The organism is Streptomyces flaveolus, from assembly GCF_000716535.1.
Lineage (GTDB): Bacteria > Actinomycetota > Actinomycetes > Streptomycetales > Streptomycetaceae > Streptomyces > Streptomyces flaveolus_A.
Map to the genome: position 1 here is coordinate 86,764 of NZ_JNWV01000030.1, position 23,455 is coordinate 110,218.

At 72.9% G+C, this 23,455-nt stretch carries 21 protein-coding genes and 2 pseudogenes; 8 read left to right on the forward strand and 15 right to left on the reverse strand.

Annotation, left to right across the window (positions count from 1 at the left end; genetic code table 11):
* Window positions 1-96 precede the first annotated feature (96 nt).
* The gene (locus OO52_RS30500) at window positions 97-489 is read left to right on the forward strand and encodes an FHA domain-containing protein (RefSeq protein WP_030649366.1); all 393 of its coding nucleotides are present in this window, start codon (window positions 97-99) and stop codon (window positions 487-489) included.
* Between the two features lie 30 nt (window positions 490-519).
* Here OO52_RS30500 and OO52_RS30505 read toward each other — a convergent pair whose 3' ends face one another.
* Both OO52_RS30505 and proP read right to left on the reverse strand, forming a co-directional pair.
* A complete protein-coding gene (locus tag OO52_RS30505; RefSeq protein ID WP_030649364.1) occupies window positions 520-1,191 on the reverse strand; it encodes an O-methyltransferase in 672 nt (223 codons plus the stop codon).
* A 108-nt stretch (window positions 1,192-1,299) separates the two neighbouring features.
* Window positions 1,300-2,691, reverse strand: coding sequence for a glycine betaine/L-proline transporter ProP (proP, locus tag OO52_RS30510; protein ID WP_030649362.1), 1,392 nt, complete (start codon window positions 2,689-2,691; stop codon window positions 1,300-1,302).
* Window positions 2,692-3,083: 392 nt separating this feature from the next.
* Between proP and OO52_RS30515 the strand changes: the two genes are divergently transcribed.
* Complete coding sequence (locus OO52_RS30515; protein WP_030938446.1) at window positions 3,084-5,129, forward strand: bifunctional glycosyltransferase 87/phosphatase PAP2 family protein; 2,046 nt, start codon at window positions 3,084-3,086, stop codon at window positions 5,127-5,129.
* Between the two features lie 263 nt (window positions 5,130-5,392).
* Here the strand turns inward: OO52_RS30515 and OO52_RS30520 are convergent, their stop codons facing one another.
* Window positions 5,393-6,562 (reverse strand): steroid 3-ketoacyl-CoA thiolase, encoded by a 1,170-nt coding sequence (locus OO52_RS30520; RefSeq protein WP_030649355.1) that lies wholly within the window; start codon window positions 6,560-6,562, stop codon window positions 5,393-5,395.
* 230 nt (window positions 6,563-6,792) lie between these two features.
* Between OO52_RS30520 and OO52_RS30525 the strand changes: the two are divergent.
* Window positions 6,793-8,027: pseudogene (locus tag OO52_RS30525) on the forward strand (cytochrome P450).
* Window positions 8,028-8,031: 4 nt separating this feature from the next.
* On the opposite strand, the gene OO52_RS30530 reads toward OO52_RS30525, so the two are convergent.
* From OO52_RS30530 to OO52_RS30560, 7 genes are all read right to left on the reverse strand, one after another.
* On the reverse strand, window positions 8,032-8,721 hold the full coding sequence (locus tag OO52_RS30530) for a YoaK family protein (RefSeq protein WP_030649352.1): 690 nt from the start codon (window positions 8,719-8,721) through the stop codon (window positions 8,032-8,034).
* Between the two features lie 585 nt (window positions 8,722-9,306).
* Window positions 9,307-9,720, reverse strand: a complete 414-nt coding sequence (locus OO52_RS30535; RefSeq protein ID WP_030649349.1) for a transglycosylase SLT domain-containing protein — start codon at window positions 9,718-9,720, stop codon at window positions 9,307-9,309.
* Window positions 9,721-10,054: 334 nt separating this feature from the next.
* Window positions 10,055-10,891, reverse strand: a complete 837-nt coding sequence (locus tag OO52_RS30540; RefSeq protein ID WP_030649345.1) for an ECF transporter S component — start codon at window positions 10,889-10,891, stop codon at window positions 10,055-10,057.
* Window positions 10,888-12,657 (reverse strand): ABC transporter ATP-binding protein, encoded by a 1,770-nt coding sequence (locus OO52_RS30545; protein WP_030649343.1) that lies wholly within the window; start codon window positions 12,655-12,657, stop codon window positions 10,888-10,890. The genes OO52_RS30540 and OO52_RS30545 overlap by 4 nt, the downstream gene beginning before the upstream one ends.
* Window positions 12,654-13,784 carry an energy-coupling factor transporter transmembrane protein EcfT gene (locus tag OO52_RS30550; RefSeq protein ID WP_234337777.1) on the reverse strand — a complete coding sequence of 377 codons (1,131 nt, stop codon included), beginning with the start codon at window positions 13,782-13,784 and terminating at the stop codon, window positions 12,654-12,656. Before OO52_RS30550 ends, OO52_RS30545 begins: the two co-directional genes overlap by 4 nt.
* Window positions 13,785-13,815: 31 nt before the next feature.
* Window positions 13,816-14,451: an SCO2322 family protein gene (locus tag OO52_RS30555; RefSeq protein ID WP_030649335.1), complete on the reverse strand. Its 636-nt coding sequence runs from the start codon at window positions 14,449-14,451 to the stop codon at window positions 13,816-13,818.
* Complete coding sequence (locus tag OO52_RS30560) at window positions 14,448-15,650, reverse strand: prenyltransferase/squalene oxidase repeat-containing protein (protein ID WP_030649332.1); 1,203 nt, start codon at window positions 15,648-15,650, stop codon at window positions 14,448-14,450. Before OO52_RS30560 ends, OO52_RS30555 begins: the two co-directional genes overlap by 4 nt.
* 986 nt (window positions 15,651-16,636) lie before the next feature.
* On the opposite strand from OO52_RS30560, the gene OO52_RS30565 reads away from it, so the two are divergent.
* From OO52_RS30565 to OO52_RS30580, 4 genes are read left to right on the forward strand one after another with little or no spacing between them, the layout of a single operon-like run.
* Entirely contained in the window at window positions 16,637-17,230 is a 594-nt protein-coding gene (locus OO52_RS30565; RefSeq protein ID WP_030649329.1) for a helix-turn-helix domain-containing protein, read from the forward strand.
* A complete protein-coding gene (locus OO52_RS30570) occupies window positions 17,223-17,852 on the forward strand; it encodes a hypothetical protein (RefSeq protein WP_234317115.1) in 630 nt (209 codons plus the stop codon). The genes OO52_RS30565 and OO52_RS30570 overlap by 8 nt, the downstream gene beginning before the upstream one ends.
* Entirely contained in the window at window positions 17,852-19,060 is a 1,209-nt protein-coding gene (locus OO52_RS30575; RefSeq protein WP_030649323.1) for an MAB_1171c family putative transporter, read from the forward strand. The genes OO52_RS30570 and OO52_RS30575 overlap by 1 nt, the downstream gene beginning before the upstream one ends.
* On the forward strand, window positions 19,053-20,450 hold the full coding sequence (locus tag OO52_RS30580) for an FAD-dependent oxidoreductase (RefSeq protein ID WP_030649320.1): 1,398 nt from the start codon (window positions 19,053-19,055) through the stop codon (window positions 20,448-20,450). Before OO52_RS30575 ends, OO52_RS30580 begins: the two co-directional genes overlap by 8 nt.
* 56 nt (window positions 20,451-20,506) lie before the next feature.
* Here the strand turns inward: OO52_RS30580 and OO52_RS54705 are convergent.
* A pseudogene (locus tag OO52_RS54705) lies at window positions 20,507-20,629 on the reverse strand (MBL fold metallo-hydrolase); the annotation flags it as partial.
* Between OO52_RS54705 and OO52_RS30585 the strand changes: the two are divergent.
* Window positions 20,598-20,795: a ferredoxin gene (locus OO52_RS30585; protein WP_051818717.1), complete on the forward strand. Its 198-nt coding sequence runs from the start codon at window positions 20,598-20,600 to the stop codon at window positions 20,793-20,795. The pseudogene OO52_RS54705 and the gene OO52_RS30585 sit on opposite strands and share 32 nt — an antisense overlap.
* 36 nt (window positions 20,796-20,831) lie before the next feature.
* Here OO52_RS30585 and OO52_RS30590 read toward each other — a convergent pair whose 3' ends face one another.
* The 4 genes from OO52_RS30590 to OO52_RS53105 all read right to left on the reverse strand — a co-directional run.
* Window positions 20,832-21,275: a hypothetical protein gene (locus tag OO52_RS30590; protein WP_030649314.1), complete on the reverse strand. Its 444-nt coding sequence runs from the start codon at window positions 21,273-21,275 to the stop codon at window positions 20,832-20,834.
* Window positions 21,276-21,527: 252 nt separating this feature from the next.
* Complete coding sequence (locus tag OO52_RS30595; protein ID WP_158712582.1) at window positions 21,528-21,977, reverse strand: hypothetical protein; 450 nt, start codon at window positions 21,975-21,977, stop codon at window positions 21,528-21,530.
* Between the two features lie 10 nt (window positions 21,978-21,987).
* On the reverse strand, window positions 21,988-22,401 hold the full coding sequence (locus OO52_RS30600) for a DUF4279 domain-containing protein (protein ID WP_078877069.1): 414 nt from the start codon (window positions 22,399-22,401) through the stop codon (window positions 21,988-21,990).
* 27 nt (window positions 22,402-22,428) lie between these two features.
* Window positions 22,429-23,455 (reverse strand): putative adhesin (locus OO52_RS53105; protein ID WP_030938453.1); only part of this gene is annotated, 1,027 nt, incomplete at its 5' end.

Here is a 23,455-nt window from a genome sequence, read left to right on the forward strand (position 1 = left end):
GACGCGACCCCGCCGGGCGTTTTATCATTCGGCGGCGGTACGGCACCCCGCCCGCCGCGCCGAAGCCACCGCACAGGACGTCTCAGGGGGAACCTCGTGCTCGAACTCACCATGGCCACCGTCTCCGGGGCGGACGCGGGTGCCACCGCCGGGATGACGATGGCCGAGGCGCCCAGCGAGCCCGGCGCCGTGCTGCGGATCGGCCGCGACGGGGCGGTGTGCCGGCTGGTCACCCCCGACGACTGGCTGTTCGTCTCCCGCGTCCACCTGGAGTTCCTGTGCGGCCCGGACGGTGCCTGGCGGCTGACCTGGCTGCGCGGCTCCCAGCCCGACCCGGCCTCCGAGGTCCGGCTCACCGTCGGGGAGTACGCGCAGCCCCTCGGCTACGGCGCGACCGTCCCGCTGCCGCACGGCGGGTCCGGGGAGATCGTCATCCAGGACCGCACCGCGCCGCGCAGCGTCAACGTCGGCTTCTACCACGACCTCTGAGCCGGTACGAGTGCTCCGCGCCGAGTGGCCTCAGCCGAGCACCCGGGCCAGCGCGAACCCGTCGTACCCCTTGCTGCCGACCGTCTGGATCGCCGTACCGGTCAACCGGGGGTGGGTGGAGATCAGTTCGAGCGCGGCACGGGTGCCGACCACGTCCGGCTCGGTGCTGCTCGCGTCGGCCACCCGGCCGCCGCGCACCACGTTGTCCAGGACGATCAGGCTGCCCGCGCGGGTGAGCCGCAGCGCCCACTCCACGTAGTGCGGGTTGTTGACCTTGTCCGCGTCGATGAACACCAGGTCGAAGGGGGCCGGGTTCTCGTCGGCGAGCTTGGGCAGCGACTCCAGGGCGGGGCCCACCCGCACCTCCGCGATCCGGTCCAGGCCCGCCCGGGCGATGTTCCGGACGGCCACCTCCGCGTGCTTGGCGCTGTACTCCAGCGAGATCAGCCTGCCGTCCTCGGGCAGCGCGCGGGCCAGCCAGATCGTGCTGTACCCGGCGAGCGTGCCGATCTCCAGGATGTGCCGGGCGCCCTGCAACTCGGCGAGGAGCTGGAGGAACTTGCCCTGCGCCGCCGTCACGGCGATGGCGGGCAGCCCGGCGGCATCACTGTCCCGCAGGGCCGCGCGCAGCACCTCGTCGTCCGGTGAGAGCGTGTTGATGAAGTAGTCGTCGACGTCGTCCCAGACCTGCGACCCGCTCATAGCGCCAGCTGCCTTTCCCGAGTGTCCTCCCTCGATGATCGCAGCCGGAGGGCACGGATGGGTACGACCGCCCGCGGGTCATGGCGGCGGGACCGCCCCCTGCGGCGCTCAGCCGCGCTCCACCGCCGGCGCCGAACCGGGCAGCGGCCGGCCCGCGGACTCCGACATCCGCCACACGGCGACACCGCCCACGACAGCCGCGGCCATCATGTAGTAGGCGGGCATCATCATGTTCCCGGTCGCCCCGATCAGCGCGGTCACGACCAGCGGAGTCGTACCGCCGAACAGCGACACGGACACGTTGAACCCGATCGACAGGGACCCGTACCGCACGCGCGTCGGGAACAGGGCGGGCAGCGCGGCCGGCATGGCCGCCGTGAAGCACACCAGGAGCAGACCCAGCGCGCCCATGCCCAGCCCCACGGCGAGCAGGCTGCCCTCGCGGATCAGCAGCAGCGCCGGGACGGACAGGAACAGGAAGCCCGCGCAGCCCGCCGCGATCACCGGCCGGCGTCCGACCCGGTCGGTCAGCGCGCCCACGAACGGCTGGACGATCATCATCAGGGCCATCACACCGAGCACGACCAGCAGCCCGTGCGTCTCGTCGTACTTCAGTTCGCTGGTGAGGTAGCTCGGCATGTACGACAGCAGCATGTAGTCGGTGACGTTGAAGACCAGGACCAGGCCCATGCACAGCAGCAGGGACTTCCACTGGCCGGTGACCATCTCGCGCAGCGGCACCTTCGGCCGGGCCGCCTCCGCCTTCTCGACCTCCGCCGCGAACGCCGGGGTCTCCTCCAGCCGCATCCGCAGATACAGGCCGATGATGCCCATCGGGCCCGCGATCAGGAACGGGATGCGCCAGCCCCACGAGGTGAGGTCGTCCGAGGACAGCAGGGCGGTCATGAGCGTGACCAGGCCCGCGCCGCCGATGTAGCCGGCGAGCGTGCCGAACTCCAGCCAGCTTCCGAGGAAGCCGCGCTTCTTGTCCGGCGCGTACTCCGCGATGAACGTCGTCGCGCCCGCGTACTCACCGCCGGTGGAGAAGCCCTGCACCAGGCGGGCCGCCAGCAGCAGGAGCGGCGCGCCGACGCCGATCGTCGCGTACGACGGGATCAGGCCGATCGCGAACGTACCCGCCGCCATCATGATCATCGTGACGGCGAGGACCTTCTGCCGGCCCACGCGGTCGCCCAGCGGACCGAAGACCATGCCGCCGAGCGGGCGGACGAGGAAGGCCGCCGCGAAGGCGCCGAACGTCGACAGCAACTGCGCGGTCGGGTTGCCGGACGGGAAGAAGACCTTGCCCAGGGTGACGGCGATGTAGCTGTAGACACCGAAGTCGAACCACTCCATCGCGTTGCCGAGCGCCGCCGCCTTCACGGCGCGCCTGACGAGCGCGGGGTCGGTGACGGTGACGTCGCGGGCGGTACGGGCCTGGGCGGCCCGCCGCGACTTGAGGGGCGGGGTGACGGCTGAGGCGGTGGTAGCGGTCGCCAAAACGGGGCTCGCCTACCTTTCGACGGGGACAGCGACGGGACCCGGACGGCGACGGTGACGTACGACGGGCCGAAAATCGACCATAGGCGGAGTTCCGCCCCTTACGTCCTGCACGCATATCGATGCACAGCGCAGCTAAAGCGCGGATACGCAGGTACGTCTTCCCCCTCACGCAGTGCCATTCCAGCAGCTCACTGTGATCCTTGTCGCGCCCCCGGCGCGCAACCGGCCACACCCCGGACTATGGTCTTTCGGACAAAAGGAGACCGACGTCAGGTGAATCGGGGGTTACCTGCGTCCCTCTCCAGGGGGTCTGCGAGTCTCAGAAGGAGCGCAGAGGGGAACCCGGCGCGCACCGCGGCCGGGACGACGGGGCGGGAGGCCGACGAGGCGTGGCGAACGTGGAGCACAGCGGGCGACCGGCGGACGTCTTCGGAAGATCGGCGGTCGGGGCGCGGCTGCGCGCGACCAGGCTCGCGCTGTGGGCGGTGGCCGCGATCCTCGCCGTACGGCAGCTGGCCGTCGTCCTGACCACCCCCAGCGGCGAACGGCTCACCGACCTGGAGACCTGGGTCGGCCCCGAAGGCGTCCTGCACGTGAACGGCTCGATCTACGACTCGACGCGGTTCACCGGCACCCCCTTCAGCGGCCTGGTCCTCAAACCGCTGACCCGCTCGGCCGAGGCCGCCCTCGGCTGGGGCTGGACCTTCGGCACCCTGCTGCTCGTCGTCGCCCTCGGCCTGGTCGCCGCCCGCGCGCTGCCCCAGCCCATCAGCCGGCGCACCTCACTGCTGGCGGCGCCGGTCGCCATCAGCCTGCTCATGCTGTCGCTGCCGGTCCGCAACACCCTGTGGCTCGGGCAGACCAGCATCATCCCGGTCCTGCTCGTCCTGCTCGGCTGCTTCACCGTACGCGGGGAACGCGCGAGCGGCCTGTGCGTGGGCCTGGCCGCCGCCCTCCAGCCGACCGTCCTGCTCTTCGCCCCGCTGCTGTGGTTCACCGGCCGCCGCCGGGCCGCCCTCACCACGGCCGGGACCTTCGCCGCCTGCACCGCGCTCGCCTGGGCGGCGCTGCCGCACGACTCCCACACCTACTGGGTGCACCACATGGCCGGCGCCGGCCTCGGCGGCAAGGCCGACGCCCTCGCCAACCAGTCCCTGCACGGCGCCCTGCTCCGCCTCGGCCTGACAGGCCCCTCGGAGATCGCGCTCTTCCTCCTCCTCGGCGCCGGCGTCGCCGCCCTCGCCGTGCGCCGCGCGGTCCGCTACGCCCACGACGGCCAGCTCCTCCTCGCCGTCGCCGTCACCGGCTGCGCCGCCGTCGCCGTCTCCCCGACCACCTGGCAGCACCAGCTCCTGTGGGTGCTGCTCGCGGTGGTCGGCCGGGTCGGCAAGCGAGCCTCCGACCGTTACGTCTGGCCGGTCGCGGTCGTCCTCGTCACCACGCTCCCGGCGACGATGATGCTGCCGCACATGCCGGTGGTCTACCCGCTGCGGGACAACCTGATCCTGCTCGCGGCCCTGGCCGCCGCCACGGCGGTGCCCTTCGTGTCCCGCGCGTCGCCGTACTACCAGACCCCGATACCGGCGGAGTACGCCCCGCCGGCCCCGGCACGCTTCCGCCGCGTCCCGCTCCTGCCCTTCCTGCGCCGCGTGCTCACCCGCCCCAACCTCCTCCTGGAACTGCTCCTCCTCCGCGTCACGTACGCGGCCTACCAGCAGGTACGGCTGGCGGCGACCGGCGGCAGCAACTCCGAGGGGCGGGCCGCGGCCGAGCAGCACGGCCACCTGGTCCTCGACGCCGAACGCTTCCTCCACATCGACATCGAGCACGCGGTCAACCACGCCGTGGTGAAGATCGACTGGCTGCGGGACTTCTTCGACTTCTACTACGAGTCCTTCCACTTCGTCGTCCCGCTGACCGTCCTCGGCGTCCTGTACTGGCGCCGTCCGGTCGACTACCGCTGGGCCCGCGCGTCCCTCGGCTTCGCCACGCTGCTCGCCCTGATCGGCTTCTGGCTCTTCCCGCTGGCACCGCCGCGCCTGATGCCCACGCTCGGCATCATCGACACCGTCCACGGCGCCCAGGACTTCTCCAAGCCGGACTACGGCACCCTGACCGCCCTCACCAACCAGTACGCGGCGATGCCGTCACTGCACTTCGGCTGGTCCCTGTGGTGCGGGGTGGTGATCGCGGTGATCGCCCCCAAGTGGTGGATGAAGGCGCTGGGCCTGCTGCACCCGCTCTTCACCGTCTCGGCCATCGTCGCCACCGGCAACCACTGGGTCCTGGATGCGGTAGGGGGTGCGGTGGTGGTGGCAGCGGGCTTCGCCCTGTCGTACGCCTTCCAGGGACCGCGAGCGACGGGGCGGGCGGGGGTCCGGGGAGCCGAGGAGGTCGGGCGTGTGGGGGTCGGGAGTGCCAAGGGGGGCGCTTAAAGGGGCGGTCGTGGGGGTGGGTGGCCGGTGGGAGTGGTTCACATCTGCCAATCACCGGGACCGTGTGACCTGAGGGGCTGAGGGGGCGCAGCGGCAGGAGGATCCCCCCATGGTTCGCCGCTTAGCCACCCGGCGTGCAGGCGAGACGCGACCGCGTTCCCCTGGCGCCGGGTGCGCGACCCGCTCGGCTGGGGGCCCGGCACCGGTGAGGTGGCCGGGCTCAGCCGACGGCACCGACTCAGCCGGCGCCCGGTGTCCCGGGGCTACAGCCGCTGGATGATCGTTCCCGTTGCCAGGCCGCCGCCCGCGCACATCGTGATCAGGGCAAACTCCTTGTCGGTGCGTTCCAGTTCGTGCAGGGCCGTCGTGATCAGGCGGGCGCCCGTCGCGCCGACCGGGTGGCCCAGGGCGATCGCGCCGCCGTTGACGTTGACCTTCTCCAGGGTCTGGTCGAACACCCGGGTCCAGCTCAGTACGACGGAGGCGAAGGCCTCGTTGATCTCCACCAGGTCGATGTCCTTCAGGGACATGCCCGCCTTGCCCAGCACCGCGCGCGTCGCGTCGATCGGGCCGTCCAGGTGGAAGTGCGGGTCGGCGCCCACGAGGGCCTGGGCGACGATCCGCGCCCTCGGCTTCAGCTTCAGGGCGCGAGCCATCCGTTTCGACGCCCACATGATCGCCGCCGCGCCGTCGGAGATCTGGGAGGAGTTTCCGGCGGTGTGCACGGCCTTCGGCATCACCGGCTTCAGGCCCGCCAGCGCCTCCGGGGAGGTGTCGCGCAGCCCCTCGTCCTTGTCGACCAGGCGCCACATGCCCTGCCCGGCGTACTGCTCCTCCTCCGTCGTGGGCACCTGCACCGCGAAGGTCTCCCGCTTGAAACGTTCCTCCGCCCAGGCGAGCGCCGCCCGCTCCTGGGAGAGGAGACCGAGCGCGTCGACGTCCTCGCGGGTGAGGCCCCGGTGGCGGGCGATGCGCTCGGCCGCCTCGAACTGGTTGGGGAGGTCGACGTTCCACTCGTCCGGGAACGGCTTGCCGGGGCCGTGCTTGGAGCCCGAGCCCAGCGGCACCCGGGACATCGCCTCGACGCCGCAGCTGATCCCGACGTCGATCACGCCCGCCGCGACCATGTTGGCCACCATGTGCGAGGCCTGCTGCGAGGACCCGCACTGGCAGTCGACCGTCGTGGCCGCCGTCTCGTACGGCAGCCCCATGGTCAGCCAGGCCGTGCGCGCGGGGTTCATGGACTGCTCGCCGGCGTGGGTCACCGTGCCGCCGACGATCTGCTCGACGGCGTCGGCGGGGATGCCGGCGCGGCCGAGGAGTTCACGGTAGGTCTCGCCCAGGAGGTAGGTGGGGTGCAGGTTGGCGAGCGCGCCGCCGCGCTTGCCGATCGGGGTGCGGACGGCTTCGACGATCACGGGTTCGGCGGCCATGGGTGCGGGTCCTCTCCGAGAGGGCTCTCCTCCAGAACTAGTACGCGTTCTAGTTCTGTTCAGCAGTCTGCTGACGTGACGACCGTCACCGCAAGGGTCTTGCGGGTGTCGAGGGTGGGATCCGTACGACTTCCGCACCGATCGAGGATGCCGTACCTCTTGCGACTTGTAGAACCCGTTACTACCTTCTCGGCACCCGCTGATGGACCGTCAGATGGCTGGAGTCGCCGATGCCCTGTCCAGCGCTGCCCGACGGGTTCGACCTCACCGACCCGATCTGCTGCACCACCGTGTGCCCCTCCCGGAGTTCGCCGAGCTGCGCCGTACCGAGCCGGTCCGCTGGATCCCGCAGCAGCACGGCGTCGCGGGCTTCGCCGACACCGGCTACTGGGCCGTGACCCGGCACGCCGACGTCAAGTACGTCTCCACGCACCCGGAACTCTTCTCCTCCTCGCTCAACACCGCGATCATCCGCTTCAACGAGCACATCCGGCGCGAGGCGATCGACGCGCAGCGGCTGATCCTGCTCAACATGGATCCACCGGAACATACGCGGGTGCGCCAGATGGTGCAGCGCGGCTTCACGCCACGCTCCATCCGCGCGCTGGAGGACCGGCTGCGTACCCGGGCCGAGGCGATCGTCGCCGCCGCCCGTGCCCGGTCCGGGCCCTTCGACTTCGTCACCGAGGTCGCCTGCGAACTGCCGCTCCAGGCCATCGCCGAGCTGATCGGCGTCCCGCAGCAGGACCGGTCCAGGATCTTCGACTGGTCCAACAGGATGATCGCCTACGACGACCCCGAGTACGCGATCACCGAGGAGGTCGGCGCCCAGTCGGCCGCCGAGATCATCGCCTACGCCATGAACATGGCCGCCGAGCGCAAGCGGTGCCCGGCCCACGACATCGTCACGACCCTGGTGGCGGCGGAGGACGAAGGCAACCTGAACTCCGACGAGTTCGGCTTGTTCGTGCTGATGCTGGCGGTGGCCGGCAACGAGACCACCCGCAACGCCATCACCCACGGCATGCACGCCTTCCTCACCCACCCCGAGCAGTGGGAGCTCTTCCGGCGCGAGCGCCCGTCCACCACGGCCGAGGAGATCGTCCGCTGGGCGACCCCGGTGAACTCCTTCCAGCGGACGGCGACCGAGGACACGGAGCTGGGCGGCGTACGGATCGAGAAGGGCGACCGGGTCGGCCTGTTCTACGCCTCGGCCAACCACGACCCGGAGGTCTTCACCGACCCCGACGCCTTCGACATCACCCGCGATCCCAACCCCCACCTGGGCTTCGGCGGAGGCGGTCCTCACTACTGCCTCGGCAAGTCCCTCGCCGTCCTGGAGATCGACCTCATCTTCAACGCCGTCGCCGACGCCATGCCCGACCTGCACCTGGCCGACCCGCCCCGCCGGCTGCGTTCGGCCTGGATCAACGGCGTCAAGGAACTCCGGGTCAGCGCCGGCTGACGGGTCATTCCCGGCCCGAGGCCGTCACCGCCAGCGCCCCCGACACCAGTGCCGCCAGCAGCAGGGGGATGCCCAGGCCGTGGTGGAGGACCAGCCAGGCGCCCAGGCAGGCGCCGCCGGCCATCGCGAACACGGAGGCCGCGCGGCGCAGGTTGCGGCGGCTCGTGGCGTCACCGAGGGGGGACTCGGAGGCCAGGCCGGTCAGGGTCATCGTCACGACGGTGGTGGTGATCAGGTCGGGCACCCGGAACTTGCGGACCGTCGCGGTGCGCAGACCCATCGCGAAGGCCGTGAGGGCGATCAGGGCGTCCCGGGTTCCGGCGGAGTCCGGCCAGGCGAAGGCCACGGCCGCCGCCACGCCGACCAGCACCGCCTCCACCGCCAGGGCCAGCCGGGCCGAGCGACGGCGGGAACCCCGGCCGTATCGGCCCGTCACCCGGCCGCCGGCCACCGCGCCCAGCAGGAAGCAGACCAGGGACATGACCGCGTGGCGCACGGAGAAGTCCGGGACTCCGGCCGCGGCGAAGCCGAGGATGACCACGCTGCCGGTCACGTTGGCCGTGAAGACCCGGCCCAGGCCCAGAAAGCTGACGGCGTCGATCAGACCGCTGACCACGGTCAGCGCCAGCAGTACGGCCACCAGCCGCAGTCCGCGCGTCTCCGGGTCGCGTACCGGCGGCTTCGGCGTCGTCATCGTTCCTCCGGAGGGGCAGGAGGTGGAAGAGGGGTCCACCCGGCGCGCGAAAGAAAGTCCACCCGAGGACGGGGGCCCTCGGATGTCCGGGCGAAGCCTGCGTCCGTGACGTCCGGAACGTGACTCAGGACACGCGCAACACGGTGGAAAAGCAGCCCGGCCGGCCCATCCGCAAGGGTCCGGCGGCCGCCCTGGGCGTCCTCGCCCAGCGGGTGACGTACCGCACGGTGGACCCGCTGGGACCTCGGGCTCGTGTCCGGCACGCACGGACATGCCGCACGCGACCCGGACGCGCGACGGCGCCGGCCCGGGCGGCACGAGGGCGAGGCGACCGCTTGTTCCGGCGACTCCGCCAGCCCACCGGCGGGCACGCGGGCGAGCGCGACACCGGCGTACCGATCGGCAACGTCCGGACATGCGCGCGCACCCTCGCCCAGCGGAGGGCGAGGGTGCGGGTGCTGGAGGTCGGACCGGTCGACCGCTGCGGGTCGGACCGGGCCGCGTCGGCCGGCATCGCGCGCTGGTTCAGCGGGGGCGCGGCTCGGCGGGGGTGGCCGGAGGGCCGGTGGCCGGGAGCCGGGTGGCTCAGTACCAGCCGTTGGCCTGCCAGAAGTTCCAGGCCTTGACCGGGCTGCCGTAGCGGGAGTTCATGTAGTCCAGGCCCCACTTGATCTGGGTGGCCGGGTTGGTCTTCCAGTCGGCGCCGGCGGTGGACATCTTCGAGGCCGGCAGGGCCTGGACCAGGCCGTAGGCGCCGGACGAGCTATTGGTGGCGGCGGGGTTCCAGCCACTCTCGTGCTCGACGATCTTGCTGAACGCGGTGAACTGCGCGGCGTCCGGGATCATCTGGTGCGCGATCGCCTGGGCGGAGGAGGCCGAGGTGGTGGCGGCCTGGGCGGGCGCCGCGGTCAGAGCCATACCGGCGGCGGCAGCGGCCACGGCGGCGGTGGTGAGGGCCTTCTTCGGGGAAGCGATGCGGCGGATGAAGGAGACGGACACGGAGAACCTCTTGCGTCGGGGACGGGGGAGTCGCCCGCATGGGGAGGGCCACGCGGTGTGGCCTCATGCGGCGGCGCCGCGGCCCGGGTGGGCTCGTGGCGCCTGGCGACGTCGTCCAGAGAAGCAGGCCCGGAACCCGTCCGCAATGACCCCTTTTACTAGTTGTGGCCGGATCAGCGGCAAACGTCGGTCGTGTGATCTGGGTCGCAAAGCGCAGGTCAGAAGGGGTGCACGAAAGGATGTATCGGACAAATAGGACTACGGCCCCGGGTCGTAGGTGACGTGCGTCATGTGGGGTGCTTCACCGGCTCGTTCACATGCCGGAAACGAATCCTCACCCAGCGGGACCGTCGAATGTGACCGCGGTCTCGAAAGCGGCCCGCCGCGTGGCCCGCCGCAGCGCCCGCAGCACCGCCGGACCGAGGGCGACGGTCAGCACCACCGTGCACAGCGCCCGGCCCAGGTCCCAGCCGAGCGACGTGGCCAGGCAGTAGGCGACGAAGTGGGCCAGGTTCTCGGCGACCGGGGCATCGCCGTGGAAGGAGATGTTCGAGGCCGCCGCGTCCAGGAAGGGCCAGCCGGCCAGGTTCATGCACGTGCCGTACGCGAAGGCGGCGAGAAAGCCGTAGCCGGCGAGCAGCAGCAGCTCGCCCCGACCGCGCAGCCGGACCGGCCCGGGCAGCAGGCCCGCGCCCATCGTGAACCAGCCCATCGACAGCATCTGGAACGGCAGCCACGGTCCGACCCCGCCCGTGAGCAGCGCGGACGCGAACATCGTCACCGAGCCCAGCGCGAAGCCGAAGCCCGGGCCGAGCACCCGTCCGCTGAGCACCATCAGGAAGAACATGGGCTCCAGCCCCGCCGTACCCGCGCCGATCGGCCGCAGTGCCGCGCCCGTCGCGGCCAGCACGCCCAGCATGGCCACGGCCTTCGGACCGAGGTCCGACTCCGAGACCGTCGCCGCGACCACCGCCACCAGCAGCACCAGCAGGCCCGAGAAGAGCCAGGGCGCGTCCTGGGCGTGGGCGTTCAGCTGGGAGGCGGGCGGGGCGAGGAAGGGCCAGCAGAAGGCGACCACGCCGACCGCGCTGGTCAGCGCCAGCGCGGCGAGCGAGCGGGGGCCGAGACGGACGGCGCGCGTCCGTGCGGCGGTGCGTGTGCCGTGGCTCACGTCAGTGCCTCCCGCACCTGGGCCACCGTCAGCCACTGCTGCGGGGCCAGGATCTTGGTCACCTGCGGTGCGAAGGACGGGGAGGACACCACGATCTCGGCCGTCGGCCCGTCGGCGATCACCTCGCCCTCCGCGAGCAGCACCACCCGGTGGGCCAGTTCGGCGGCCAGCTCCACGTCGTGCGTGGCCAGCACGATCGCGTGCCCCTCGGCCGCCAGCCCGCGCAGTACGGCGACCAGGCGGGCCTTGGCCGCGTAGTCCAGACCGCGCGTCGGCTCGTCGAGGAGGAGCAGGGGCGGGCGGGCGGTCAGGACCACGGCCAGCGCGAGCGCCAGGCGCTGGCCCTCCGACAGGTCCCGGGGGTGCGTGTCGTCCGTGACACCCGGCAGCAGCTCGGACACCAGGGCGCGGCAGGTGCCGGGCGCGGCGCCCGCGTCCCGGTCGGCCGCCGCGCACTCGGCGGCGACCGTGTCCGCGTACAGCAGGTCGCGCGGCTCCTGGGGGACGAGACCGACCCGGCGCACGAGGTCCCGGGGCGGGGTGCGGTGCGGTACGGCGCCGTCGACGTCCACGCTCCCCGAGGTGGGCGCCACCAGGCCGACGAGCGAGCCGAGGAGGGTGGACTTGCCGGCTCCGTTGCGGCCCATGAGCGCGATGGTCTCGCCGGGGGTGACGGTCAGGCCGATGTGCCGGAGGGCCTGGACGTGGTCGCGGCGGACGGAGAGGTCGCGGACCTCGGCGATGTGCCGTCGCGGGGGCTGCCGGGTGGGGATGGGGCGGCGACCGAAGAATCGGCGGTGGACGGGGTTCCCGGGTGCCGGGTGCGGGGGCGGGGCGGTGGTTGGTGCCGCCACCGCGCCCGCCCCTGCCACCCCGGCGGCCCGACTGCCCGCGGCCACGGGGACGCGGGCGCCCGCAGCCGGGTGCGCGGGAGCGCCCGCAGGTGCGGTGGCGGCCAGGCGGGCGCGGAGGGGCGCCGCCTGGCGGCGGGCGTCTCGGACGGTCAGGGGGAGGGGGGACCAGCCGGCCAGGCGGCCCAGGGCCACCACCGGGGGGTGGACCGGGGACACGGCCATCACCTCGGCCGGGGGACCGGTGACCGGGGCGGCGCCGGGGGCCGGGAGGAGGACGACCCGGTCGGCGTACTGGATGACCCGTTCCAGGCGGTGCTCGGCCATCAGGACCGTCGTCCCCAGGTCGTGCACCAGCCGTTGCAGCACGGCCAGCACCTCCTCGGCGGCGGCCGGGTCCAGCGCCGAGGTCGGCTCGTCCAGGACCAGCACCTGGGGGTGCGGGGTGAGGACCGAGCCGATCGCGACCCGCTGCCGCTGCCCGCCGGACAGCGTGGCGATCGGGCGGCCGCGCAGTCCGGCGAGGCCCAGCAGGTCGAGGGTCTCCTCCACCCGGCGCCGCATCACCGCCGGAGCGAGCCCCAACGACTCCATGCCGTAGGCGAGTTCGTCCTCCACGGTGTCCGTCACGAAGTGCGCGAGCGGGTCCTGGCCCACCGTGCCGACCACGTCGGCGAGTTGACGCGGCTGATGGGTACGGGTGTCCCGGCCGGCCACCGTCACGCGGCCGCGCAGGGTGCCGCCGGTGAAGTGCGGGACCAGCCCGCTCACCGCACCGAGCACGGTCGACTTGCCGACGCCGGACGGACCGGCGAGCAGCACCAGTTCACCCTCGGGGACCTCGAAGTCGACGCCGGCGACCGTGGGCCGGACCGCACCCTCGTACGTCACGCTGACATCCTCGAAGCGGATCACGACGGCTCCCTGGGGACGACGAAGGCGGGCAGCAGGGCGAGCAGGACGGCCACGGCGGGCCAGAGCGGGAGCGTGGGGGCGACGAGGGGCACGACCCCGGGGTGCAGCGCCCGGGGATCACGGACGGAGGCGAGCGTGAGCAGCGCGGCCACCGCGGCGCCCGAGCCCGTGACCAGCCAGGCGCGCGGGCCCCACGGGTCCGGGCGGTACCGGGTGCGCGGCGAACGCCGGCCGCCCAGCCGCAGCCCGGCGAGCGCGGCGCCGACTCCGGCGAGCAGCACGGGAAGCCCGTACGTACCCCCTGCCGCCGTCAGCAGCCCGTACGTTCCCGCGCACACACCGAGCAGGCCGCCGAGGGTGAGTGCGGCCGTCGTACGGCGGACCCGGGCGGGAACCTCGGCGGTACGGCCGTAGCCGCGGGCCTCCATCGCGGCGGCGAGCGCGACCGAGCGCTCCAACGCGCCCTCCAGGACCGGCAGTCCGACCTGGAGCAGGCCCCGTACGCCCCGGTCCGGACGGCCGCGCAGGCGGCGGGCGGCGCGCAGCCGCCGCACGTCGGCGATCAGATGGGGCGCGAAGGTGAGGGCGACGACCACGGCCACGCCCGTCTCGTACAGCGCGCCGGGCAGGGACTTGAGGAGGCGGGTGGGGCTGGCGAGGGCGTTCGCGGCGCCGACGCAGATGAGGAGGGTGGCGAGCTTCAGGCCGTCGTACGCGGCGAAGACGACCGCCTCGGCGGTGACCCTGCCGCCCAGCCGGATGCCCTGCGCCCAGTGCGGGAGCGGGACTTCGGGGAGCGTCAGCAGGGTGTGGGTGCCGGGGATGGGGGAGCCGAGCGCCACCGCGAAGAGGACGCGGACGAGGAGGACGGCGAGGGCGAGTCTGACGAAGGCGGTGTAGGAGCGCGCCCAGGGGGCGGCGGAGCGGTGGGTCGCCACGACGTAGGCGGAGGCGGATATGAGGAGGGCGAGGAGCAGCGGGTTGGTGGTACGGGTGGCGGCGACGCCGAGGGACACCGCCCAGAGCCACCAGGCACCGGGGTGCAGGGTGGCACGGTGCGAGCGGCCCGCGGGGACGCGGGGCCCCGTACGCTCCGTGACCACCGCCGCGTGGGCGTGAGCGGCCACGGCGGCCCCGGACCCCCACGACCGCCCCGGCTCACCCGGACGCATCGCGCCGCCGACGTGCCTGCCACACCGCCGCGCCCGCCAGGAGGGCGACCGCGCCCGCGCCGATCGGCAGACCCAGCGAGGGCCCGCTGTCGGTCCCGCCGCCGCTCCGTTCCCCCTCGGCCGAGACCTGCTCCCCGCACCCCTCCTCCGGATAACCGGCGATGGCGCACAGCAGGGCGTTGGCGTCGTACCGGAGCGGCTTCGCCACGGCGGCCAGCGCGTCCGCGGTCGTCGCGTCGGACGGCACCCGCGCACACGCCGTGCGGCGCGCCGGAGGAGTCTCGGCGGACGGCGCGTCCGACCGCGTGCCGAAGTCGAGGACCACAGCCACCCGCTTCGTGCCAGGCTCGGCGTGCGTACCGGCACAGATCGCGTCGAAGTCCGCCGTACCACGCGGCCGGCTGGCGTCGGCCGAGTCCGCGCTCACCGCGAACCGGAAGCCCTGGACCGCGCCGTCGTCGGGGCGGACGAAGGCCGGGCCCTGGGTGGCGTACGTCCAGTGGCCGCCGGTGCGCTCCCAGAAGGACCAGTAGCGGTAGCCGGTGGCGCCGGCCGGCCCGGCGGAGCCGAGGAGCAGCAGCGAGGCGGCGAGCACCGGCAGGGTACGGCGGACGGTGGTCACGGCTGCTGCTTCTTCCGGCCGCTGAGCAGGAAGCCGATGCCGATGCCGGCGACGAGGCCGACACCGACGATCCACCAGACGCCCGTGCCGGAGTCGTCGTCGGACTTCTCCTCGTGCTCGGCCGCGGAGTCCATGTGCGGGGCGGGGCCGAGCGCGTTGAGGGAGCGGACCAGGCTGGTGCCGCCGAAGTCGCCCGGCTGCTGCCCGAGCGCGTGGGCGGCGAGGATCAACTGGGCGTACGCGGCGGGGCCGTTCTGCGCGGCCCACGGGCCGGCGTTCTTCTCCAGCCAGGCGTAGGCCTTCTTCGCCGGCTCGGTCCGGCCGTCCGCGGCGAGCGCGACGACGGCGTCGGCGGTGTTGCCGAAGTCGGGCTGGTCCTCGGCGCCGGGCAGGGCGGACTTGAGGTGGCCGGTCCTGGCGACGGCCGCCGCCAGGTACGCGCCGGCGTTGTCGGCGACCTGGGTGCGGGTCTCGGCCTTGGCGCAGGTGTCCCGGGCCGGGGCCTTGCCGGCCTGTGCCGCGAAGCCCTTGCCGAGGGCGCCGAGCAGGCCGGCCGCCGTCGCGTCCGCGTTGGCGAGCAGCTTGCCCTTCTTGTCCGCCTGGTAGGCGAGGGCACCGCCGCCGTCCTGGTCGCAGGGGATGGACCAGGCGGGCAGGGCGTCGTAGGGGGACTTGCCGGACTTCCGTACGTCCGCCGGGTCGGTGCCGGCCGCGGTCAGCGCGCCGATGACGACGGAGGTGGAGTTGGTGTCGCTGGGGCCGCCGGGGTAGTAGCCCCAGCCGCCGTCCTTGTTCTGCACGGACTTCAGCCAGTCCACGGCCTTGCCGACGGCGATGCCGTGCCCGTCGGTCGCGGCGAGGGCCTGGACGGCGGCGGCCGTGCTGTTGGTGTCCGCCTTGACCTTGTCGTCGCACGGTTTGGCGGGGGCGGCGCGGAAGGCGGCGAAGGAGCCGTTCGCGCACTGCTGGCCGGTGAGCCAGTCCACGGCCGCGGCGGCCGGCCGGTAGCCGAGGGTCCGCTGGGCGAGCAGCGTCAGCGACTGCCGCCACACGCCGTCGTACGTCGGGTCTCCCTTGCCGTACAGCCCGGACGGGACCGTCGCCTTCGGCGACGGGGAGGGTTCGGCGGCCGTGGCGGGCGCGGCGGCGGCCAGCACGCCTACGGCGGCGAGAGCCGCGGCACTGCGGCGGACGTTCATGGTCGGCGACTGCCTCTCCTGCGGGGAGCCGGGCAGCGCACGGGTGACACCCGGGCGGCTCGGCTCCGTAGACCTCGACGGTGCCGTGCGCGGCGGGCCGCCGTGCACGCGAGCCGGTCAACGTCCCGTCCGGGGCGGTCCGGCTCACCGCCTCGCTGGCGGCACACGGATGGGGGTGCCCCCGGCGCGAGCGCAGCCGAGGGCTGGGGGAGAGTCAGCGCCGGAATTGCACCGGCTTCCCCCCGTACGGGTGTGATGACGACCCCGCCACTTTACCGGCCGCCTCGCGCGGGCCGAGGGGTGGCCGTGCGCACACGGATCCGGTGACCGGGGTCACGGCAGGACCGGGGCCGGGGGAGGCGCGGTCACCGGGTGGCGGGTTCGAGGCGCAGGTAGGTCAGGGGGGCGGGTCGCGGCCGGGCGGGCGCACTGGACGGTGGCGGCCCGCTGTCGGTCGGGATCGGCCCCGCCGCCGCCCGCCGGTGCCGAGGGGCGACGCCTGTGGCCGTTCCATCAGCGGCGGGATCGGGTTACCGGGCCCGGTGCGGGTCGCCGACGAGGTCGCCGGGGTCGCGGCCGGTCAGGCACGGGTCGGCGGCACCCGGTGCCGCAGCGGCCGTGACGGTGGGTCGGCGTAGGCCGGCGTCGTCCCGCACGGCAGGCCCGGCGGGCCGAGTCGGGCCGTAAGCCGCGTCGCGATGCCCGGCCCCGATGAGGAGGGCGCCGCACCACCGCGGGGCGGACGTCCCCCGGGGCGAAGGCGGACGAGGAGGCGCCCCGGGTGCCGCTCCCCCATAGGCGGCACCCGGGGCGGGTCGGAATCTTGCTCTCCGTGCGGTGATCCTCACCCACCGCGCCCCTAACTGTCAACGATAGCTGCCTAATTAGGCAGGGAGCGTTGTCACGTCTGGTCGCCGAACGGGCGAACGGGTAGCCTCGCCGTCAGCCCAGCCACCGAACGGACGACACGCCCAGGGGGGACCTCGGTGAGTGACGCCTACGCCTCGCTGGCCGATGTCCTCGACCGGCTCGGCGAGTTGACCGGCCGGCCCGGCCGGCTGCCGGAGGCCCTGGACGTGGCCGGCCTCTCCCACCGCACGGGCATCCCCGTCGGCGTCGTCGTCGACCTGCTCTCCGGTGGCCGGGCCCCCGAGACCGGCCTGGCCGAACGCGTGCGCCAGCGGCTGGACTTCATCCGGGAGACCCGGCGCCGGCCGGACGGCAAGCGGTACTCGCTGGACGAGCTCGCCAGGATCGCCGGAACCAGCCGGCAGTGGCTCAGCGAGTGGCGCAAGAGCGGGATGCCGAGCCTGGAACACGCCGACCGGCTGCGCCGCTTCTTCGGCCTGCCCGCGGGCTTCTTCACGGCGGACGAGCCGGAGGCGCTGCACGAGGCTCTGCAACCGGTGCTGCAGAGCCTGGAGGCCGAGGCGGACCCGCTGCTGCGGCTGCGCGAGAGCGGGCTGGTACGACTGGCCGCCCGGGCCCCGCAGATGAACGCCCGGCAGCTCGCCACCCTCGCCGACCTGGCCGAGATGATCATCGCCTCCGAGCGGGCGGAGGACGCCGGGCGTGCCTGAACCGAGCGCCAGGGCCCCGAAACCGGCGCCGTACCCGCGGTCGGCGCCGTTGTCGAAGCACTTCAGGTCTCCGAGGCGCTTCCTCGACCGGCTCGTGCGCGACACCGTCCGCACCCTCACCCCGCCGACCGGCCCGGAGGCGTTCCTGCACGCGCTGTGCGCCACGCTCAGCCCGCGGCTCGACCGCCCGGTCCGGCTGAAGTTCGTCGCCTTCCCGCCCGGCCTGGACGTGTCCGGGATCACCCTCGCCCGGGACGAGGACTACATCGTCGTGGTCGAGGACCGGGCCCCGGACCCGCACAAGTTCGTCATCGCCGGGCACGAGATCGGGCACATCCACTACGGCACGCTGGACGTGCACTACCCGTCCGGACTGCCCGCCGCCGCCCGCCGGCTGCTCTCCCGCGCCGAGGACGACGTCCCGTGGGACCGCGTGGTCGCCATGGCCACCCGCTCACCCGCCACGGCGGCGGCCGAGGCCGAGTGGGAGGCCGAGGAGTGCGGGCTGCGCCTCGCCGCGAAGTTCTCCAAGGTCGTGGGGCCGGGCGCGGCCGGCCGGATGACCCAGGACACCCTCACCGACCGGCTGTCGTCCTCGCTGGGCAACATCGGCGGGCCCTGATGCGCTGGGACATCGCCGGCTCCTTCGCCGCCTACGCCGTCCCGGCCGCCCTGCTCGCCGCGGCCTTCGTGATCAAGCTGCCGCTGCTGCGGCGCGCCTGGCAGGACCCGATCCTGCGGGCCACCGCACTGCTGCTCGGCATCGGTGCGATCTGCTTCGCCTCACTGCCACCGGCCAACCTGCACCGCATCAACGTGCTGGCCGGCATCCCCAACTTCGCCGGGCTCTGGGTCTATTCGCTGCTGACCGCGTACTGCGGTGCCTGCCTGTGGCTCATCATCACCTGGCGGGAGCCGCCGTCCGCCGCGCGCCGCCGGCGCACCCGCCTGGTCCGGGTGGCGTACACCGTCATCATCCTCGGCCTGTGGACGACGTTCCTGCTCGGCGACCACCGGGTGGAGCGCACGCGCGACCTCGACACGTACTACGCGGGCACGCCCTGGATGCGCGAGTTCGTGCTGCTCTACCTCGTCGCCCACCTGGTGTCCGCGCTGGTCGCGGCGGGCATGCTGTGGGCCTGGTACCGGGAGGTCGAGAACACCTGGCTGCGCCGGGCGGTGATCTTCCTCCAGGTGGCCTACGCCCTCGGGCTCCTCTTCGACGTCGCCAAGCTCGCGGCGATCGGCGCCCGGTGGAGCGGCCGGGACTGGGACTGGCTGTCGACGTACGCCGCCCCGCCGTTCGCCATCGCCGAGGCGGTGCTGGTCGCCGTCGGCTTCCTCGCCGGGCAGGCCGGGCCGTGGGCGGCGGAGCACCGGCGGCTCGTGCGCACCCACCGGCGGCTGAAGCCGCTGTGGCAGACCATGGTGGCCGTCACCGCGCCGGCGGCGCCCGCGACCGGCCGGGTCAGCGGTGCCGCCCTCCGCCTGGAGCTGCGCCGGGCCGCCATCAACGACGGGCTGCTCAAGCTCGCCCCGCACCTGTGCGCGACGCGGCGCGAGCGGACGCGGACGGCGGCGACGGCGGCGGGCTACCCGGAGCCCGTGGCGCGCGGCATCGCGGCGGCGGTGGACATCCTCGTCGCGGCCGACGCGCTGCGCGCGCCCGACGACCGCGCCCGTCCGCTGCCGGACGGGCGGCCCGGGGCCGCCTTCGTCCCCGACAGCGAACTGGAGTCGGTCGCCCACGCGTTGCGGAACCACGCGGCGGCCATCGAACGGTTCCGCCGGCAGGCGGTCGCCACGGAAGGTCTCACCTCACATGCCTGACACACCCACCGCCCGCCGTACCGCACTCGTCATCGGCGGCAGCACGGCCGGCATGCTCGCCGCGTCCGTGCTCGCCAGCCGCTTCCACGAGGTGACGATCCTGGAGGCCGACCGGCTGCCGGCGGGCCCCGAGCCGCGCAAGGGCCTGCCCCAGGCCCGGCACGCCCATCTGCTGTGGTCCGGCGGGGTGGCCGCGCTGGAGGAACTGCTGCCGGGCGTCACCGGGGAGCTGACCGCCCGGGGCGCCGGGCTCGTCGGCGTGATGCGGGACCTGGTCAGCAAGGCGCCCTCCGGCCAGTGGTTCCGGCGGTTCACCGACTCCCGGCACCACATGATCGTGTGCAGCCGGGACCTGCTGGACGCGGTGATCCGCGCCGACGTCCTCGCCCGGCGCCGGATCACCCTGCGCGACGGCACCCGGGTGGCGGGCCTGACCGGCGACCGCCACCGGGTGACCGGCGTACGCGTGGACGCGGGTGACACGCTTCACGCCGACTTGGTGATCGACGCCGGCGGGCGCGGCTCCAAGGCGGACGCCTGGCTGCGGGCCCTGGGCCACGCGCCGGTCGAGGAGCGCGTGGTCGACGCGGGCGTCGCCTACGCCAGCCGGGTCTACGCGGCCCCCGACGCCGCGGCGACGCTGCGCTACCCGGTGGTGAACGTGCAGGCCGACCCGCGTGACGCGCCCGGCCGGGGCGGGGTCCTCGTACCGATCGAGGGCGACCGCTGGCTGGTCACGCTCGCCGGCACCCGGGGCGGCGAACCCTCCGCCGACCCGGACGCGTTCGAGCACTTCGCGCTCACCGGCCTGAAGGACCCGGTCATCGGCCGGCTCCTCGCGCGGGCGAATCCGCTGACCGACCCGGTGACCACCCGCAGCACGGCCAACCGCCGCCGCTTCTACGAGAAGGCCGGGACCTGGCCGGAGGGGTTCGCCGTCCTCGGGGACGCCGTCGCCGGCTACAACCCGGTCTACGGCCACGGCCTGTCCGTCGCCGCGCAGAGCGCGCTCGCCCTCGGCCGGACCCTCGACCGGTACGGCCCCACCGCCCCCGGCACCGCCCGCCGGATCCAGCGCGCGGTGGCCCGGCCGGTGGGCAACGCGTGGAACCTCGCGGTCGGCCAGGACGCCTACTACCCCGGGGCCGCGCCCCAGCCGCCGACCCCCGTCGAACGCCTCCTCACCGCCTACGTCGACAAGGCGGTGGCCGCCGGCTCCGAGAACCCGCGCGCCCTGCGCGGTCTGCTGGACGTCATGAGCCTGCGCACCCCGGCGGCCCGCCTGTTCGCCCCCGACATGCTCTGGACCCTCTGCTTCGGCCACCGCAAGGGCCCCCTGCCGGGCCCGCCGCTGACGGAGGCGGAACGGGAGGCGGCGGGGCTGGACTGAGGGACCGACGGCCTGGCCGAGGGGGCGGTCGGGTCGCGGTGGCCGGGGCCGGCAGGCTACACCGCCACGTACGCCACCGGCTCGCTCCCCGCCACCGGTTCCGCGCGGCCCAGTTTCACCAGGCGGCGGAGGTGGGACTCGGCCGCCGTGTGCATCGGTTCGGCCCAGTGCCTCCACCACGCCCCGGAGGACTTCCGCCTCGACTCCGCCCGCCAGTCCCACCCGGCGCGACCGGACACGGACGCGGCCGAGCAGATCCTGGCGGCGGCCGAGAACTGCCCGGTGGAGGCGATCGTGATCACACTGCCGGGCAGCGGGGAGGCGGTGTTCCCGCCCGAGGAGTAGGGCGTGACGGGCGTGTACCCCCTCGGTCAGGACCTCTCAGGAGAATTCGTGCAGCACCACCCAGTAGTCGTACTCCTCCACCGAGGCGGCGCACAGGTGGCGGCCGTCGGTCGAAACGGTCACGAACTCGGGGCTACCCGTCACCTCGGCAATGCGTGAGGGCAGACGCGTGCCGACGGTGTCCCTGACCCGTACCCAGCCGATCTCACTGCCTCCCGGCACGGGCGGCAGGATCAGGAACTCGCCCTTGTCGTCGTACAGGGACACGCTGGACGCGTGGAGGTGCCACTTCTCGTCCAGCGCGGCGGCGGCACCCGGTGACGAGGCGGGGACGGTGGCGACCGGTTCGACCTCCACTCCGGTCACGGCGTAGAGGGCGGACCGCACGGGAGGCCCGCTGCGGGCCGCCTCCTCCACCACCTGGAGTCCGCAGCGTTCCAGGACGTCCCGCCACGCGGGCTTCTCCGGTTCCTTCGTCATCTGAGCCCCGTTCCTCGTTCGCCGGGCGGTCGGCCGCGGTGTCAGTTGTTCACGCCCTCGCCGGCACCCTCATCACCCGCGCCCAGCGGACGCACCGCCCTGCTCCTGATCAGCCCGCACCGGACGTGCGCACCGGGGCCCGCGTGATGCCGCGGGCGGCCTCACTCCGGTCAGGGCGCGGCGACTGGCCACGGGTACCTCAGCACGGACGCCGGGTTCTTCGTGTTCGCGGCGACGTGGTCGGACTTCAGGTCAGCCGAGCCAGGCGAGTGGGTCCTCCTCGTCCTCCCCGGACGCCCGGACCGTCGTAAAAGTGACAGGGACTCCCAGCTCCGCAAGACCTGCGAGGACGTCTGGCGAGATGTAAAGCCCCGATCCGGACTCGGCAACGCCTGCCACATCGACCTTCACCGATCTTCCCGCCTCCTTCAGCGCGTCGAGCGCCGACTTGCGGGGCTTGAGGAATCCGATGAGTGCCGCGGCCTGTTCGTCGGCGCATTTCGAGCGTCGCTCGTCAACGGTGAGCGTGGCCCAGCCGGGGCCGGAATAAATGCCCACGCCTTCAAGTGAAGCGAACTCTTCGCTGTCGGCCAGTTCCAACTCAGTAAAAAGGGACCCTGAATCCACTTCTTGACCTGAAACAACCAGGGACGTGCTCAGGTCACCCCAGGGCTTCAGTCCCGCCGCAGGTTCCATTTCCATGATTACTCTCTCAGCGTTCGTTCATGTTGGCTGCGACCTTGAGTGGGAATCCCAGGAGTGCGATTCGCTTGATTTCTTCCGAATGAAGAGCAAGAGTGGAATCGTTTCCGGAGAAGCCGAAGAGGTTGACGGTCACCTCATATCCTTGTTCGACCAGTTGCCTGAGCTCGGTCCGCTTCCGTTCCGCGACAGAGAGGATATTGTCCAACTGTTCGTGGAAATCCCGGGTGGTGCGCTCGTCACAGCTGATCCTCCACTGTCCATCGATCTCGCCCGGGCGGTCCCATTTACTGGGGCCCGGATTTCGTACCCCAGTGGGCTCGATGGCAAGGAAAGGTGTGATCTCTTCGGGGTGCAGATCTCTTCCCTTGATGACGAGCGACACCTCCGTCAACACCCAGTAACGCTTTACTGTCACATTCATACATGGCTCCTCACGAGTCAAGTTATTCTACTTGATCTCACGACAGGCTGCCCAGTGAACATTTCCCATGCCGGGCTCCAGCAGCTCGCCCAGCTGCGTCCTCTGTCCAACGGTCGTCGAATTCTCGAACACACTGAAACCGCCGGCACCTGACGAAACAGGAGGTGCCAACGTGTAGTTCGGAATTCGGTCGCCCGCATGAAATGTCTCCGAGTACCCTCCCGGGTACACGCCCCGCTCGACGGTCAGGCCGTTGAGGCCGGGCAGTTGCTCGCCGTGTGGCACGTAGAAGGAAATGGAAGTGCCCTCCGGAACCACGATTTCACCGGCTCCCGATTCGATGTAGCCATGCCCCGCGAAGACTTTCTCCCCGTCCGGGCGGCCACCGGCGAGCACCCGGTCCGCATAGTAACGGCCATCAGTGTCCGGCCATTTCTTGCTCACGATCTGCGGGTTGGAGTCGCGCAGCGCCTGCATGACGTCGGCACGCTCGGGCATGGGGTCCCCGGAACCCCTGGCGACCTGACGCTCGAGGCCCTCCCTCACGCCGCGTCGCGCCGCCGACTCCAGGCCCTCCCTCGTCGCCATGCGCAGCCCGCCCCGGGCGAGGCCCGCGCCCTTGGTGCCGATCAGTTCCGGGATGAGGCGGCCGACGAACTCCGAGGGGTCCTTCTTGAAGCCGTCCACGGCGGCCTGCACGACCCGCTCGGGATGCGCTGCGGTGGAGACCAGGCCGGAGAGCGTCATGCTGACGTTCTGCAGGTAGGCGGCCGGGTGGGTGAGGTTGTAGGGGTCGGTGGGGTTCAGGCCGCGGACGAAGTTGACCAGGCCCGCCGTGCCCTTGAGCGCGCCGCCGACGACATGGGTGAGTTCGGTGTTGACCGCCTGGTAGCCGTCGCTGAGGTCGTTCCCGATGCGTTCCAGGGGCGGGGGCTCGGCGGGGGCGTGGGCCAGGGCCGCCTTGACCTTGCCCTGGGCTTCGGAGGCGGCGGTGTTGCGCTGTTTGCGGGCCTCGGCGAGCTTGTCCTGCGCGGCCTTGATGTCGGCCTTGCCC